Origin of the sequence: Lolliginicoccus suaedae, from assembly GCF_008312885.1 — a bacterium.
In the GTDB taxonomy this organism is placed as follows: Bacteria; Actinomycetota; Actinomycetes; order Mycobacteriales; family Mycobacteriaceae; genus Lolliginicoccus; species Lolliginicoccus suaedae.
In genome coordinates, this window is record NZ_VSSO01000001.1 from 1,055,504 (window position 1) to 1,071,250 (window position 15,747).

14 protein-coding genes are annotated in these 15,747 nt (G+C 68.5%); 8 read left to right on the forward strand and 6 right to left on the reverse strand.

All coding sequences use genetic code 11. The features are described from left to right. Positions 1 to 181: 181 nt before the first annotated feature. Positions 182 to 373 carry a DUF7455 domain-containing protein gene (locus FXO18_RS04870; RefSeq protein ID WP_149359884.1) on the forward strand — a complete coding sequence of 64 codons (192 nt, stop codon included), beginning with the start codon at positions 182 to 184 and terminating at the stop codon, positions 371 to 373. Positions 374 to 437: 64 nt separating this feature from the next. On the opposite strand, the gene FXO18_RS04875 is transcribed toward FXO18_RS04870, so the two are convergent. Then, complete coding sequence (locus FXO18_RS04875; RefSeq protein WP_407936437.1) at positions 438 to 2,111, reverse strand: DEAD/DEAH box helicase; 1,674 nt, start codon at positions 2,109 to 2,111, stop codon at positions 438 to 440. 378 nt (positions 2,112 to 2,489) lie between these two features. On the opposite strand from FXO18_RS04875, the gene FXO18_RS04880 reads away from it, so the two are divergent. Continuing rightward, on the forward strand, positions 2,490 to 3,611 hold the full coding sequence (locus FXO18_RS04880; protein ID WP_149359885.1) for a YihY/virulence factor BrkB family protein: 1,122 nt from the start codon (positions 2,490 to 2,492) through the stop codon (positions 3,609 to 3,611). A gap of 20 nt (positions 3,612 to 3,631) precedes the next feature. Here FXO18_RS04880 and FXO18_RS04885 read toward each other — a convergent pair whose 3' ends face one another. Continuing rightward, positions 3,632 to 3,862: a DUF3039 domain-containing protein gene (locus FXO18_RS04885; RefSeq protein WP_149359886.1), complete on the reverse strand. Its 231-nt coding sequence runs from the start codon at positions 3,860 to 3,862 to the stop codon at positions 3,632 to 3,634. Positions 3,863 to 3,984: 122 nt separating this feature from the next. Here FXO18_RS04885 and FXO18_RS04890 point away from each other — a divergent pair, with 122 nt between their 5' ends. From FXO18_RS04890 to FXO18_RS04905, 4 genes are all read left to right on the forward strand, one after another. Further along, positions 3,985 to 4,386, forward strand: coding sequence for a DUF3099 domain-containing protein (locus FXO18_RS04890; protein ID WP_407936424.1), 402 nt, complete (start codon positions 3,985 to 3,987; stop codon positions 4,384 to 4,386). Beyond that, the gene (locus tag FXO18_RS04895; protein WP_235900446.1) at positions 4,383 to 5,897 is read left to right on the forward strand and encodes a DUF7782 domain-containing protein; all 1,515 of its coding nucleotides are present in this window, start codon (positions 4,383 to 4,385) and stop codon (positions 5,895 to 5,897) included. The genes FXO18_RS04890 and FXO18_RS04895 overlap by 4 nt, the downstream gene beginning before the upstream one ends. Further along, entirely contained in the window at positions 5,894 to 6,319 is a 426-nt protein-coding gene (dtd, locus tag FXO18_RS04900; RefSeq protein ID WP_149359887.1) for a D-aminoacyl-tRNA deacylase, read from the forward strand. The genes FXO18_RS04895 and dtd overlap by 4 nt, the downstream gene beginning before the upstream one ends. A gap of 170 nt (positions 6,320 to 6,489) precedes the next feature. Beyond that, positions 6,490 to 7,473: a sigma-70 family RNA polymerase sigma factor gene (locus FXO18_RS04905; protein WP_149359888.1), complete on the forward strand. Its 984-nt coding sequence runs from the start codon at positions 6,490 to 6,492 to the stop codon at positions 7,471 to 7,473. A 3-nt stretch (positions 7,474 to 7,476) separates the two neighbouring features. On the opposite strand, the gene FXO18_RS04910 is transcribed toward FXO18_RS04905, so the two are convergent. Beyond that, complete coding sequence (locus FXO18_RS04910; RefSeq protein ID WP_235900447.1) at positions 7,477 to 10,203, reverse strand: bifunctional acetate--CoA ligase family protein/GNAT family N-acetyltransferase; 2,727 nt, start codon at positions 10,201 to 10,203, stop codon at positions 7,477 to 7,479. Next, on the reverse strand, positions 10,196 to 11,449 hold the full coding sequence (locus FXO18_RS04915; protein ID WP_149359890.1) for an acetoin utilization protein AcuC: 1,254 nt from the start codon (positions 11,447 to 11,449) through the stop codon (positions 10,196 to 10,198). The genes FXO18_RS04910 and FXO18_RS04915 overlap by 8 nt, the downstream gene beginning before the upstream one ends. Positions 11,450 to 11,662: 213 nt before the next feature. Between FXO18_RS04915 and FXO18_RS04920 the strand changes: the two genes are divergently transcribed. After that, positions 11,663 to 12,349, forward strand: a complete 687-nt coding sequence (locus FXO18_RS04920) for a metal-dependent transcriptional regulator (protein ID WP_149359891.1) — start codon at positions 11,663 to 11,665, stop codon at positions 12,347 to 12,349. Next, positions 12,349 to 13,344 (forward strand): UDP-glucose 4-epimerase GalE, encoded by a 996-nt coding sequence (galE, locus tag FXO18_RS04925; RefSeq protein ID WP_149359892.1) that lies wholly within the window; start codon positions 12,349 to 12,351, stop codon positions 13,342 to 13,344. The genes FXO18_RS04920 and galE overlap by 1 nt, the downstream gene beginning before the upstream one ends. A gap of 66 nt (positions 13,345 to 13,410) precedes the next feature. On the opposite strand, the gene FXO18_RS04930 is transcribed toward galE, so the two are convergent. Together FXO18_RS04930 and FXO18_RS04935 are read right to left on the reverse strand one after the other, a co-directional pair. Beyond that, complete coding sequence (locus tag FXO18_RS04930; RefSeq protein ID WP_187774175.1) at positions 13,411 to 14,604, reverse strand: DUF4192 domain-containing protein; 1,194 nt, start codon at positions 14,602 to 14,604, stop codon at positions 13,411 to 13,413. Positions 14,605 to 14,755: 151 nt separating this feature from the next. Continuing rightward, entirely contained in the window at positions 14,756 to 15,583 is an 828-nt protein-coding gene (locus tag FXO18_RS04935) for a hypothetical protein (RefSeq protein WP_149359894.1), read from the reverse strand. Positions 15,584 to 15,747 lie beyond the last annotated feature (164 nt).

Below are 15,747 nucleotides of genomic sequence, written 5' to 3' on the forward strand. Positions count from 1 at the left end.
CAACGTTTCCCCGCCCTGATCATCCCCAGTGTGCTGGATGTCACACTGGGGATGATCCGGGAACAATGTGGGCTTCCCGTTCGTCTATCCCTATGACAGGAGATGCGATCCCGCGATCCCCGGTGTTCCACGATCGCATCGCCGAACCCCAGGTGCCCACGGGCTCCGGAATGGAGGAGACATGACCGCACCAGCTACCACCGTCCGGCTCACCGCTACCGACCGTTGCGACCGCTGCGGTGCCCGCGCGCGCGTGCTGGCGACCCTCCCTTCCGGGGGCGAGCTCCTGTTCTGCCAGCACCACGCCAATGAGTTCGAGGCGCGCCTGAAGGACATGGACGCGCATGTCGTCGTGGCGGCAGAGGAATCCTGATCCACCAATGACAACAGCGGGGCCCGGGCTTGAAGCCCGGGCCCCGCTCTCGTTCCACGGGCGGCTAGGCGTTGCGCAGCAGCGCGATCCGGTCCTGCAATTGCTCCGCGGTGGCCGCACCTGTGGCGGGCCCGCCACAGGTGCGCCGCAGCTCGCCGTGGATGGCCCCGTGAGGCTTGCCGGTGCGGTGGTGGTGCATGGCAACGAGCTTGTTGAGCTCCCGGCGCAGATCAGCGAGCTGCGCGCCCGTGGTGGCTGATCGGATCGGCTCGGGCCGAGGCTCCTTCTCCGCGGCCTCCTTCTGCGCGATGAGCTGCTCGGTGTTGCGCTGTATCTGGTCGGCCTGCCGTTGCCTCAGCAGCGCTCGCATCTGCTCGGCATCGAGCAGGCCAGGCAGGCCCAGGTAGTCCGCTTCCTCGTCGCTGCCCGAGAACGTTGCCGAGCCGAACGATGAGCCGTCATAGATGACCTGATCGAGCTCTGCCTCCGCACCGAGGGAGGTGAACGCCTTCTCCCGATCCCCCGGCTCATCCTTGGCCTGGTTGGCTTGCGCGAGCAGCTCGTCGTCGAATCCGTCCTTCTCGCGGTGCGGCTTGCCCAGCACATGATCGCGCTGCTTCTCGAGCTTCGCGGCAAGGTCGAGCAGTACCGGCACCGAGGGCAGGAAAACGCTGGCGGTCTCGCCAGGTTGCCGGGCACGCACGAACCGTCCGATGGCCTGGGCGAAGTACAACGGTGTCGAGGCACTGGTGGCATAGACCCCCACCGCGAGGCGTGGCACGTCCACGCCCTCCGACACCATCCGCACGGCCACCATCCAGGCGCTCGTGCCGTCGCCGAACTCCTTGATGCGATCCGATGAGCCCGGATCGTCGGAGAGCACCAGGGTGGGCTTCTCGCCCGTGATGCGCTCGAGAGCCTGCGCGTACGCGCGAGCCATCGTCTGGTCCGAGGCGATCACTAGTCCGCCCGCGTCCGGCACGCCACCGGCGCGCAGCTGGCCGAGCCGGGTGTGCGCGGCCGTCAGGACGGACGGGATCCACTCCCCCGCCGGGTCGAGCGCGGTGCGCCACGCCCGCGCGGTCTGCTCGGCGTTGAGGGGCTGGCCGAGCCGGGCGGTGAACTCCTCGCCCGCGCTGGTGCGCCAGCGTGCCTCGCCGGAGTAGGCAAGGAACACCACGGGCCGCACCACGCCGTCGGCGAGCGCATCGGAGTAGCCATACGAGTGGTCGGACTTGGAGCGCTTGATCCCGCCCGGCTCCGGCTCATAGGTGACGAACGGGATCGGGCTGTCATCGCTGCGGAATGGTGTTCCGGTCAGCGAGAGCCGGCGAGTGGCGTCCGAGAATGCCTCTGTCAAGGCGTCGCCCCAGCTCTTGGCGTCCCCGGCGTGGTGGATCTCGTCGAGGATCACGAGAGTGCGCCGGGCCACGGTGCGGGCACGGTGCTTGAAGGGGTGGGACGCCACCTGGGCGTAGGTGACCACGACGCCGTGGAAGTCCGAGGATGTCTGGCCGGCCGTATTGGTGAAGTTCGGATCCAGCGCGATGCCCTGGCGGGCGGCGGACTCGGCCCACTGATGCTTGAGATGCTCGGTCGGCGCAACGACGGTGACCTGGTCGACGGTGCGGTCCTTGAGCAACTCCGCGGCCACCCGGAGGGCGAAGGTGGTCTTTCCGGCGCCCGGCGTCGCGACGGCGAGGAAGTCCCGTGGCTTGGTGGCCAAGTACTTGGTCAGGGCCCGGCGCTGCCAGCTCCTGAGCCGTCCCGCGCTCGATCCTCCAGCGCTCGGTTCCCCGGCCGCGGGATTCGCAGTGGATGGACGTGACTCGGATGACACGGCTGCGGCTTGCACACACGCTCCTAGCTCGGCTCGACTCCAGGAAACTCCCCCGGCGCTCCGCGGTGGCCGCCCAGGCCTGTGCTCGCCATCACGCCCGGCACGCAGGCGGTTCAGGCCCAGGACCGAGCGGTCGCGATCTACGCTGGAGCGACCCCATTGTTCCACCGAACGGCGGGCGAGGCACAGCATGACACAGTACCGCACCCCCTCACCGTGAGCCGGTCGCGCGAAGCCCAGCGATCCCGCTTCCACTCAGCGCCCAGGAAGACACCGATGAGCCAAGCCGCCACCGCTCTCGTAGCTCGTGCTGCCACGCTGCCGCGCCTCGTCGGCTCGCTGGCCTGGCAGACCATCGCGCGAGCGTGGAACGATTCGATCTTCGCGCTCGCCGCTTCCGCCGCGTTCTGGCAGGTACTGTCGCTGCCACCGCTGCTGCTCGGCTTGCTCGGCGCGGTCGCCTATGTCGCGGACTGGTTCGGCCCCGATACCGTCGCGATCATCGAATCGCGGATCGTATCGTTCAGCGGCGACATCTTCACCGACAGCGTCGTCGATCAGATCATCGCTCCCACCATCAGCGATGTCCTGCAGCAAGGCCGCCTCGACCTGGTCTCCATTGGCTTCCTGCTGTCCCTGTGGGCAGGCTCGTCCGCGGTCGCCTCGTTCGTCGATGCCATCGCGCGGGCGCACGAGCAGAACGAGCATCGCCATCCGGTGTGGCATCGCCTCTTCGCGGTCCTGCTCTATGTCGGGTTCCTCGTGCTCGCCGTGGTCACCCTGCCCCTCGTCGCGCTCGGTCCAGCGCTGCTGCTCGAGCTGATCCCCGCGAGCTGGGGCACGGTCTTCGAGGAGCTCGTGGCCACGCTCTACTACCCGGCTGTGGGGATCCTGCTGATCATCGGCCTGACGCTGCTCTACAAGGTGGCGCTGCCCCGGAGGCTGCCGTGGCACCGCCTGCTGGCCGGCTCGATCGTTGCCGGGGCGGTGTTCTACGCGGCGAGCGCTGGATTGCGCTTCTACCTCTCCGGGATCGCCCGCACCGGCTACACCTACGGTGCCCTCGCGACTCCCATCGCGTTCCTGCTGTTCGCGTTCTTCCTCGGCTTCTCCATCGTCATCGGCGCCGAGTTCAATGCCGTCGTGCAGGAGCGCTGGCCAGCGCGCGCCACGCGCATCGAGCAGATGAGGAAATGGCTGGCCGAGCAGTCCGAGCAGTCCGGCAGCGAGGACGGGCCCGCGAGCGCGCGATTTTACCGGCTCGCATCGGGCTCGGTGCGCGTGCTGCCAGCCACGCGAGCGCGCGACGAGAGCAAGCGCGGCAAGCACGAGGCCAGCGAGGACGCCGACGATGACATCTCCGGGCCTCCGGGGACGCCCGGCACCGGCCGCGGCTAGCCCGCGACCGTCAGGTCAGGTCAGGTGCGCATGTTCTCGTAGATGCGCTTGCAGTCCGGGCATACCGGGGAGCCCGGCTTGGCCGAGCGTGTCACGGGGAAGACCTCGCCGCAGAGCGCCACGACGTAGGTTCCTGTCACCGCGCTCTCGGTGATCTTGTCCTTGCGCACGTAGTGGAAGAACTTCGGGGTGTCGTCGTCGGTCGTTTCCGCCGGCGTGGTTTCCGGGCGTTCCTTGGTATCAGTGCTCACGCATCAATGATGCCGCATATGCGGGGGATCGCTCCACTGCCCATGCGGCGCGCTGCGGTGTCTACACTGGAAGGTGGAGCTACTGGCGGGCAGGGCGGCCTATCGTCGACGGGAAGAGATACATGATGGCTAGAGATCCGCATGCCTCGCGGGGCGGGTTCTTCACGGGGGACGAGGACGCGGCCCGGCACTATGGCGGCGCGTCCGAGGCATACCTCATCACGCGTGCCCCAGAATCGTTCGAGGCCCAGCAACGGGCCCGTATCCGCAAGTACACGATCCTCATGTCGATGCGCGTGCCCGCGCTGATCCTGGCCGGCGTCGCGTTCGCCGCGACGGGCAGCGGCCTGCTCGCGCTGCTCATCGTGGCAGCCTCGATCCCGCTGCCGTGGATCGCGGTGCTCATCGCCAACGATCGGCCACCGCGCCGCGACGATGAGGTCAGCGAGTACGCGGAGCGTCGGCGCGCCCGGGCCGAGCGTCGCGCGCTGCAGCAGGAGCATCATGAAACCATTGATGGGTGACACTCACAGCCGCGCATGATCTTGTCCGTGCCGCTCCCGCGCTCCGCGAGGCCTTCGAGGCCCACGGCTATGACGCCGATGGCCTGATCGAGCTGCTGGGCTCGTCGGGCATGGCTGCCCTCGATCGGGGCGAGCCCGCACCGATCCGCGCTGCGTGCGAGGGACATGGCCCGCTGGGCATCCTGACGCGGATGTTCATCCTCGGTGATGCAGTTGCCGAGAACGACGCCGCGGCCGCTCTCGCGCCGATGGATCTCGAGCATGCGATCACTGCCGGCTACGTCTCCCGGAGCGAAGCGGGCATCGCTGGCGAGTGGGACATCAGGCCGCTCGACGCGGGCTCGGGGACCCGATGGATGATCTCGGACCCCGACGGCTCGCTGCGCCTGCGCGAGCCGCGGCGCGACCACGTCCTGGGCGTTGGGGCAGCGTCGTTGTCGCTGCTGCGGGCCACGCCCGCGCGGCCTGTGGGCACCCTGCTCGATGTGGGGACAGGCTGCGGCATCCAGGCCATCCACGCCGCCACCTACAGCGACCGCATCGTGGCCACCGATGTGAGCGAGCGCGCGCTGCTCGTCACGCGGGCCGCTCTCGCGCTCAACGGGCTGGAGGCGGACGTCCGGCACGGTTCCTGGTTCGAGCCCGTGGCGGGCGAGCAGTTCGACCAGATCGTCGCTAATCCCCCGTTCGTGGTGGGCGGCACCGATGTGGAACTGGTGTACCGCGACTCTGGCCTGGAGCTCGATGGAGCGAGCGAGGTCATGGTGCGCGACAGCATCGATCACCTGCGGCCCGGCGGAATAGCAGTGATGCTCGCGTCCTGGGTGCACCTCGAGGACGAGGACTGGCGCGCACGCGTCGCCTCCTGGCTGCCCGCTCATGGCGTCGATGCCTGGATCGTGCAGCGCGATGTGGCCGATCCGGACCTATACGTCTCGACATGGCTGCGCGACGCAGACGCGGACCTGCGCGACCCGCGCGGGCAGGAGCGCCAGCACCGCTGGCTGGCCTACCTGCGCGAGCGCGGCGTCGAGGGGATCGGATTCGGGTTCGTCTTCCTCCGCCGCACCGATGCCCCCTCCGACATCCTGTGCGAGGACCTCATGCAGGGTTTTGAGGATCCCCTCGGCGACGAGGCGCTGGACTACCTCGACCGCGTCGCCTGGCTGCGCGACCACGATGTGCTCGACGCGAGGTTGGCGCTCAATCCCACCGTCGCGCTGGAGAAGATCCTCGTGCCGGGCGAGGAGGGCTGGGTGCCTTCGGTGACGCGGGTGCATCGCGGCGATGGCCCGCGCTGGCAGCATGAGATCGATGAGCTCGGCACGATGGTGCTGGCCGGAGTGCGGCCCGATGGCCTGCCGCTCGGCGAGGTGGTGGAGCTCGCCGCGCTCGCCACCGGCGAGGATCCGGACGAGGTGCTGCCGCGGGCCGTGGCGCTCGCGGAGGGCCTGGTGCGGCACGGGATCCTGGTTCCTGCTGACCTGGTGCAAAGCGGTGGCCAGGCATGATCGCGGTGGTCTCGCGCGTCGCCGGGGCGCGCGTGGTAGTGGACGGCGAGACTGTCGGCGAGATCAGCGGCGAGGGCTTGCTGGTGCTGCTCGGGGTCGCGCACGGCGACGATGAGGAGGCCGTCCGCACGATGGGGCGCAAGATCACCAGCCTTCGGCTGCTCCGCGACGACGCGAGCGTGCTGGAGAAGGAGGCCCCGGTGCTAGTGGTCAGCCAGTTCACGCTGCTCGGCAATACTCGCAAGGGGCGGCGCCCGTCCTGGTCGGCAGCCGCGCCACCGGAGGAGGCACGCGCACGGTACGAGGACGTCGTTGCCGATATCCGCGGCCGCGGGGTTTTGGTCGCCACGGGAATGTTTGGCGCGGACATGGCGGTGGAATCCCTCAATGACGGCCCCTACACGGTGCTTGTCCACGCGTAATCGCCCCGAGCCTCCAGGCATTAGCAGCATAGAGTTGCTTTCTCAGCAACTTCTCAGCACGAAGGTTGCGTTCACGCAGGTAGACAGCATTGCGGCGGGTCCGGACCGGGAACTTTTCGTCCGCTCGGAGCGTTGAACACAGTGAAAAGCGATCACTGAGGAGGCACGCAATGACCAGCCCCGCAACCACGCGTCGCAGGACCACGGAGGCAGCGCGCAAGGCCGAACTCGATGCCCAGAGCCCTGCCGCCGACCTGGTGCGGGTGTACCTCAACGGGATCGGGCGCACCGCCCTGCTCACGGCGGCCGATGAGGTGGACCTCGCCAAGCGCATCGAGGCTGGCCTGTACGCGACCCACCTGTTGGCCGCGCAGCCGCGACTCACCCCGGCCAAGAAGCGCGACCTCGCGTTCATCGTGCGTGACGGGCAGAAGGCCCGCAATCACTTGCTCGAGGCAAACCTGCGGCTCGTCGTGTCGCTCGCCAAGCGCTACACCGGGCGTGGCATGCCCCTGCTCGACCTCATCCAGGAGGGCAACCTCGGGCTGATCCGCGCGATGGAGAAGTTCGACTACGCCAAGGGCTTCAAGTTCTCCACCTACGCCACCTGGTGGATCCGGCAGGCCATCACCCGCGGCATGGCGGACCAGTCCCGCACCATTCGCCTCCCCGTGCACCTCGTCGAGCAGGTCAACAAGCTCGCCCGCATCAAGCGGGAGATGCACCAGCAGCTCGGCCGGGAGGCCACCGAGGAGGAGCTGGCGCTCGAGTCCGGGATCCCGCAGCACAAGATCCAGGACCTGCTCGACCACAGCCGCGACCCGGTGAGCCTCGACATGCCTGTCGGCAATGACGAGGAAGCCCCGCTCGGCGACTTCATCGAGGACACGGGCGCCACTGACGCGGAGTCCTCCGTTATCGCGACGCTGCTCCACAGCGATATCCGCACCGTGCTCGATACCCTCGATGACCGGGAGCGCAACGTGATCCTGCTCCGCTACGGCCTCGATGATGGGCAGCCGCGCACGCTCGACCAGATCGGGCGGCACTTTGGGCTCTCCCGCGAGCGGGTCCGGCAGATCGAGCGCGAGGTCATGACCAAGCTGCGCCAGGGCGATCGCGCGGAGAAGCTGCGCGGCTACTCCTCCGACTAGCCGTCACCGCAACCGGCGCGGGCTGCCTTCGCCGCCCGTGCCGGGATCGTGGCCGATCCGCACCCGCGCGCCCAGGATCGCCGCGCCGCCGGGCGCGGCAAGCACGGGATGCAGCGATATCTCCCGCACCGCCGGCAGGTCCACCGCCAGTGCCGATACCCGTTGCAGCACCTCCACCAGCGCGGCCTTGTCGGCCAGTGGCGCCCCGCGGTAGCCCTCGAGCAGCGGCGCGAGCCGCGGGCCGTTGACCAGCGACCACGCCGAGTCCTCCGTCAGCGGCGGCACCCCGAACGCGCGATCACCGACGAGCTCGGAGATCACCCCGGCGATGCCGAACCGGATGAGCGTGCCGAATGACGGATCGTCCTGCAGGCCCACCACGCAGGCGATGCCCTTCGGTGCCATGCGCTGCACCCGCACCCGCTTCTCCCCGATGATGCGCGTGATCTCCCAGTACGCCACACGCACCGATTCCGCGCGCGTCAGGTCCAGGCGCACACCGAGGAGGTCGGTACGGAACTCCCACTCGCTGCCCAGCGCCTTGACCGCTACGGGGTAGCCCAGATCCGCGGCAGCAGCGATGGCCTCCTCTGGGTCCTCCACGTCGCGATACTCCACGATGCCCAGCCCATAGCAACCGAGCAGATCCTGCGCCTGGCGATCATCGAGCCAGCCCTCGGGCGCCGTCGGCAGCCATTCCTCGCACAGCTCCCGGGCCCGAGCCTCCTCGATGCCGTCGGGCCGCACCACCTTCGATGCGGGGGCATTGCGCCAGCGCGCGTACCGCCAGGCCCGCGACAACGCCGCCACCGCACGCTCCGGGCCCGGGTAGGACGGCACCGATCCGCGCACGGGTGACCCCGATGCATCGCGCACCACCAAGTCATCGGGTATGCCCTCGCCACCGAGGAACGTCGTCACCACCGGCTTGGTCGCGCCGACGGACGCTGCGCGCAATGCTTCGGCGTACGGCTCGGACGGCAATGCCACCGGCGGCACGAAGACCACGATCACGGCATCGATCGCTGGGTCCGTCATGGCGGCGGACAATGCCGACGCGAGATCCTCGGGCGCGGCATGCGGCCCCACATCGAGCGGCTCGGATGCCTCCAGCCCCGCTCCGCGCGCCGCATCAACGGTCAGCACGCCCAGAGCGGTCGAGTTGCCCACCACCGCCACGCGCGGGCCCGTGGGCAACGGCTGATAGCTGAATAGCAGCGCGCAATCGAACAGGTCGGAGATGCTATCGACCTGCACCACGCCGGACTGCTCGAACAATGCCCGCACGCTGTCATCGTCCAGGGTGACGCCTGTCGCGGCGAGCGCGAACGGCGCGGCATGGCGCCCGCTCTTGACCGCGATCACCGGCTTGGCGCGGGCCACCCGGCGCGCGATGCGGGAGAACTTGCGCGGATTGCCGAAGCTCTCGAGGTACAGCAGCACCACTTCGGTGCGCGGATCGGAGTCCCAGTACTGCAAGAGGTCGTTGCCGGATACGTCGGCGCGGTTGCCCGCGGACACGAAGGCGGACAGCCCAAGCTGGCGGCGACGCGCCGTGTCAAGGATCGCGATGCCCAGCGCGCCCGACTGGCAGAAGAAGCCCACCTTCCCTGGCGGCGGCAGGACCGGCACCAGCGAGGCATTCATGCCTACGGCGGGGTCGGTGTTGATCACGCCGAGCGCGTTGGGGCCGATCACCCGCATGCCGTGGGCGCGGGCCGCGCGCACCAGCCGCCGCTCCGCCGCGATCCCCTCGGGGCCAGCCTCGCCGAAGCCCGCCGAGACCACCACCAGTGCCTTAACCCGCTTGGCGAGGCAATCATCGAGCACCTCATCGATCAGCGGCGAGGGCACTGCGACGACCGCGAGGTCCACTTCGTCGGGAATATCGCGCACCGTCGGATAGGCCCGCACTCCATGCACCGAGCGCCGCTCGGGGTTTACCGGGAATACGGGGCCGGTGAACCCCGCCGCAAGCAGGTTGCGCAGCACGACGCCGCCGACCTTGGTGACATCCCCCGAGGCGCCGATCACCGCGATCGACCGTGGATGCAGGACATTGCCGACGCTGCGCGCCTCCGAAACACGTTCCCGCGAGTCCCGCACCGCTAAGCGCGCCTCGGTGGGGTCGATATCGAACTCGAGATGGACGATGCTGCCGTCGTAGCTGCGCGAGACCTCGTAGCCGGCATCGCGGAACACCGAGATCATGCCGCGGTTCTCCGAGAGCACCTCCGCCTCGAACCGCGTGAAGCCATTCTGCGCGGCGGCGTTGGCGAGGTGCTCGAGCAGGATCGAGCCGAACCCGCGCCCCTGGTGCTCGTCGGCGACGACGAACGCCACCTCCGCGGCGGCGGAATCCTCGCCGCGCGACAACAGCTCGTAGAGGCCCACTCCGACGATGTCATCGCCGAGGGTGAGGACGAACGACACCCGGTCACGATGATCGACGTGGGTGAACCGGTGCACGTCACGCTCGGGCATGCGCGGATAGGGGCCGAAGTAGCGGAGGTAGCGGGTCCGCTCGGACAGGCCCTCGTGGAACCGGACCAGCCGCTCGGCGTCCTCGGGGGCGATGGGGCGCAAGTGCACGGTGCCGCCATCGGAGGCCAGCACATCGGCCTCCCACTCGGGCGGGTACGGGATAGCGGAGGGACTGGTTTCCGGGCCAGGGGTGCTCGAAGTTCCGGGGGCGCTAGAGGTTCCTGGGGTGCTCGTGGGTTCAGTCACGGGGATCATCCGGGTCCAGGCCGAGCAGCGGATACACCACGCGGCGGGTCTCGAGGATCGCGCTATCGACGCGGGCGATGTCTCGCTCCCGGCTTGCCGGGCCTGTTGTCGTGCCCACCACCGAGCCGCCCCACGGCGGGAAGCTCGCCTCTCCCCCGTCGCCCATCGTCGTGGGCGCTTCGAGGCGGGTCCTGTCCCGCACGAGCTGCTGCCATTCCAGCGGCGTCGCTGCCGCGGGGTCGATCTCGCTGCCGGTGATCAGTCCGATCAGGTGCGCCCAGGAGCGGGGAACCACGCTGTGCAGCGAATAGCCACCCCCGCCGACCGCGAGCCAGCGGCCCTCGCACACCTCGTCGGCAAGCTCGCGCATCGCAGCGAAGGCAGCCCGCTGGCCGTCGACGGTCAGCGCGAGGTCCGCGAGCGGGTCATCGCGGTGCGAGTCCACCCCGCACTGGCTGACGATGATGTCGGGGCCGAAGGCACGGACCGCGCCGGGCACCACCGCGTGGAAGGCCCGCAGCCAGAATTCATCGCTGGTTCCCGGCAGCAGCGGCAGGTTGATCGACGTGCCCTCGGCCTTTCCCTGGCCTGCCTCCGCCGGCCAGCCCGTGCCGGGCCACAGCGTGGCGGGATGCTGGTGCAGCGAGATGGTCATGACGCGCGGATCGTCGTAGAAGGCCCGCTGCACCCCATCGCCGTGATGCACGTCGACGTCGATGTAGACGATGCGCTTGTGCCCTTGCTCGAGGAGCCAGTCGATCGCGATGGCGCAATCGTTGTACACGCAGAACCCGGCACCGTGGTCGGGCATGGCATGGTGCATGCCGCCGGCGATGGAGACGGCCCGGGTGGCTCGACGGTGGTGTATTTCGCGGGCCGCGTCGAGGGATCCTCCGGTGACGATCGCGGCGGCATCGTGCATGCGCGGGAAGATGGGGGTGTCGTCGGTGCCGAGCCCGTGCGCACGGGCAAGGATGGGGGTCTCCCGTCGGTTCGCGGCGTCCGGGTCGGACATGTGCTTGACCGCGCCCATGTAGGCGACGGTGTGCACGCGCAGGATGTCCCGCTCGCCTGCCCGGACCGGGGTGATCCGCTCGGCCTCCCCGAGCGCGCCGAGCTGCTCGGCGAGGGCCATGGCTAGCTCGAGCCGGACGGGATTCATCGGATGCGTCGCGCCGAGCCGATAGGTGAGGAACTCCGGTGACCAGACGACGGTGCTTGGCACGGATGCGCTGTTGCGGCCCATGGTGCCCACGCTACCGATCGCAACGGCCGCGCGGGCGGTTCCGCGGCCGCTGGGGCATCGGCGCGGCTGGCAGCGGTGGGCTTCCTGGTGCTGCGCCCGCCCCGCGTTCTCGCCCTGCGCGAAATCGCGGGGCCGCGCGGGCGGACGGCGGTCGTGCCGTCCCCACAATGCTTCCGGTAAAGGTAAACTCGCGATCGACAGAGGGGTGTGAGAGTGAGAGAACTGGTCGACACTACGGAGATGTACCTCCGCACGGTCTATGAGCTTGAAGAGGAAGGCGTGGTGCCATTGCGGGCACGCATCGCCGAGCGGCTGGAGCAAAGCGGACCGACGGTGAGCCAGACGGTAGCAAGGATGGAGCGCGACGGCTTGATCGCCGTAGCCGGGGATCGTCACCTGGAGCTCACTCCGGCTGGCCGCGACCTGGCTATCGCGGTGATGCGCAAGCATCGCCTCGCCGAGCGCTTGCTGGTGGATGTGATCGGCCTCGATTGGGAGAACGTGCACAACGAGGCGTGCCGCTGGGAGCATGTGATGAGCGAGGATGTGGAGCGGCGCCTCGTTTCCGTTCTCAACAATCCAACGTCGTCGCCGTATGGCAATCCGATCCCGGGGCTCGACAAGCTCGGCCTCGATGTGCCGCCTGCCTCGTCGACGGGCCTGACCCGCTTGTCGGACGTGCCCAAGGGCGCACCGACGAATGTCGTGATCCGGCGCCTTGCCGAGCATGTGCAGGTGGACGTGGATCTGATCTCCCGGCTGCGCGACGCGGGCGTGGTGCCGAACGCGCGGATCACGGTGCAGGCCCACAGTGGCGGCGTGCTGATCACCGCTCCGGGCCACGATGGCCTCGACATCCCTGAGGAGATGGCGCACGCCATCCAGGTAGAGCTCGTCTGATGCGGCTGCTGGTTACCGGTGGTGCGGGCTACGTCGGAAGCGTCATCGCCACCGTCCTGCTCGAGGCCGGCCATGACGTGGTGATCATCGATGACCTGTCCACCGGTAACCGCTATGCGGTGCCTGCTGGCGCGCGCTTCGTCGAGGGCGACGTTGCTGATCACGCCGATGCTGTTCTGGGCGCCGGTATCGACGGCGAGCCTTTCGATGGAGTAGTGCACTGCGCGGCCCGCTCCCTCGTTGGCGAGTCGGTAGAGGATCCCGCCCTGTACTGGCACGGCAATGTCATCACCTCGGTGCGATTGCTCGATGCGATGCGCAAGCATTCGGTGCCACGGCTGGTGTTCTCCTCCACGGCAGCGACCTACGGCGAGCCGGATGCCGTTCCCATCACCGAGGACATGCCGACGCGTCCGACCAATCCGTATGGCGCATCGAAGCTCGCCATCGACCATGCCATCACCTCCTATGCGGTGGCCTACGGGCTCGGTGCGACGAGCCTGCGGTATTTCAACGTCGCTGGAGCGTATGGCAGCACTGGGGAGAACCGTGTCGTGGAGACGCATATCATCCCGTTGATCCTGCAGGTCGCGATGGGCCAGCGCGAGCACATCTCAGTGTTCGGCACTGACTGGGACACGCGCGACGGTACTGCCGTGCGGGACTACATCCACGTCCGCGACCTCGCGGACGCGCACGTCCTCGCGCTGGAATCGAGCACGGCGGGAACGCACCGCATCTTCAACCTCGGCAGCGGCGAGGGCTTCACCGTGCGCGAGGTGATCGACGCGTGCCGCCGGGTCACTGGCCGCGGCATCCCCGCGATCGACTCGCCACGCAGGGCTGGTGATCCAGCAGTCCTGATCGCTTCGAGCGACCGCGCGATGAGCGAGCTCGGCTGGAAGCCCCAGCGCACCGACCTCGATACGATCGTGGGCGATGCCTGGGAGTTCACCCGGCAGCTCGGCGACCGGTCCCACGCCGCTCGGCGCTAACGGCGCGGGACCTGCCCCAGCCAGCGAGCCATCACGGCCGCCTTGGCGTGGCCTAGCCTGGCTGGCTTACGTGTCGTGACGGGATGCCACCGGTGGCAGTGCAACGCCGAGAGCTGCGGCGAGCTCCCACCCAACGTGGGCAATCTCCATGATCTGCCGGGGCGGCAGACCTATGCGAAGCGACTGGTCCAGCATGACCGACATGCGATGCGTGTCGTCGATCTCGAGTGCAATGTCGATGGCGGATCCCGCGCATGCGCCGTCTCCCACTACGTACGCCGAGTAGGCGAGCAGGGTGGCTGCCTCGGCGCGAGCGGATCCACTGAGCAACTGGGTGAGCAGCATCCACAGCGCGTGAGCAGCATCGGCATCGTCAGTGAGCGCCAGGGTGAACAGGCAGTCGCGGACGAGGAGGCTGCTGATGTGTTGGCCGAGGGAGGCGATCTCGGTATTGGCCAGCTCCGCCCCTGATTGCACCTCGGCCACGGCGGACAGTACCGCGCGGAGCTTGTCGGCATCGGTTCCCGTGTGCTCGATGCTACTGGCGAGGCTGGAATCCGTAGCGATCGCGGCGATGCGCGCGTGATCTGGCGATGTCAATCCATCGACGATGTCGCGCCGGCTCCCGTGGATGGCCCTGCCGTCGAGGACGCGGTGGGCGGCCGCGGCCGAGCCCTGCGGATCGGGGATCAGGCCCGTGTGGTCGCTGCTCCTCGCCCGCGCGATCTCTTCGTCGACAATGCCACCTTGCACCGCGTGCCATTGGTCCCCGGCAGCGATGCGCGCGCAGTGGTATGCGCTGGCGATCGTCACACCTCCATCCATGATGTGATCGGCGAGGGCATGGATGAGATCCTCGCGGTGCTCCTCAGGGTTGCGGGAGTCCACGACCACCAGTGCGAGATGCTCGATCCCGTTGTTGAGGGCGAAGATGGCGAGCGAATGACTGAGGCCAGCCACCGCGAACCAGTCGAACGCTGTGCCCAGAGGCGACGCGCCGGAACCCGGGGCTGGGTTGCCGGAGCCTGCGGCGGGACCAAGCTCGGGCGCGCAGTGGCTCCATTCCTCATCGAGATCGTCGAGGTAGGGAATGTCCGCGCGGACGAAGCCACGCATCTCGGTGGCGCGGGGACCGCCCATGGCAATGCCAATGATCGAGTCCTCCGGGTAGAAGCCGAGCATGGCGGGCAGTGCCGCGATGAGCTCACCGGGGTCAGTGAGGGTGATGCGGGGGGTCGCGGGGTGCGGAGCGTTTGTCATGGAGACCACGATGCCTGCGCGCAGCAGGGAGATTGGTGCTGCGCGCAGGCATCTGTGGATAACGGCCAGGTTGTGGATGGACCAGCGACTGGCGTCGCAGTTGTCGGTAGTGCGTGGTATTCCGTCGCCCGCCATGGGGGCAGCAGGGATGCTAGATCGTGCGCTGGAGCTGATCGATGGCAGCGAGGAATGCCGCGTGGACCGGTTCGCTGGCGGGCCGCGACGAGGCATCGGAAACAGTCAGGGCGATCACTCGCGTGTTGCCCGCCTGCGCGGCGAGCCCCAGGATTACATGGGCATCTCGGTCGCCGGAACGGGTGACCATGCGCTCCAGAGCGAGCGAATGATCAGCCTGGACCATCGGTCGGGGCAGCAGCACGGAGTCGATCTCGATGATCCCGCTCGCCTCGGTCTGGATGCTCATGAAGCGGCAGTCACGCAGCCTCTCCTCCGCGGCTGCGAGCGGCGCATCGGCCTGCTGCAGGATGATCGCGATCGGATCATCCCCGTTCGTGGGCTCCACTAGCCGCATGGCGACAGCCTCGGTGTCGAGCCCCGGGAAGCATGCCGAGGGACTCACTGCCATGGGCTCGGCGATCCCCTGCATGGCCTGGTAGGCAGCGCGGGCGTCGCGGCCGCTGAGGTCGGTCACATCGCCCGCTGCGATGAGGCGAGCGGCCGGCATGTGCTTCCACAAGGAGTCGCTCGGTGTCGCGACGAGCAGCTCCTCGACCGGCGTTGGCTGGACGACGCCGGTGGGCAGAGGAATCGAGGTCTGATGCGTCTCGCGCGCGGTGACATCCCCGGCCGGGGACGCTAGAGCGGGCATGGAGGTGGCACCGGCCAAGCCGAGGATAGCGATGCCGAGGACCGCGTGGCGCAACGGGTCATGGCGACCGGAGGAGGACTGCTCCCGGGTGCGGAGCGTTGAGGTGACGTGACGCAGGATGTGCACGTGAAGGGCCCCTTCCTTGCTCATGGTCATGCCTCCACGATCCGGTGGAATCGCTTGGAGAGCAACGGATCTCGATACCGCTCGACCACGTCTAGTATATCCGTCCGAATGGACGGCCATGTGCCGCGATCATGGTGAAACACCAGCTAGGCGGTCACGGATGCGTTGCGATCCCGTCACACTCCCGT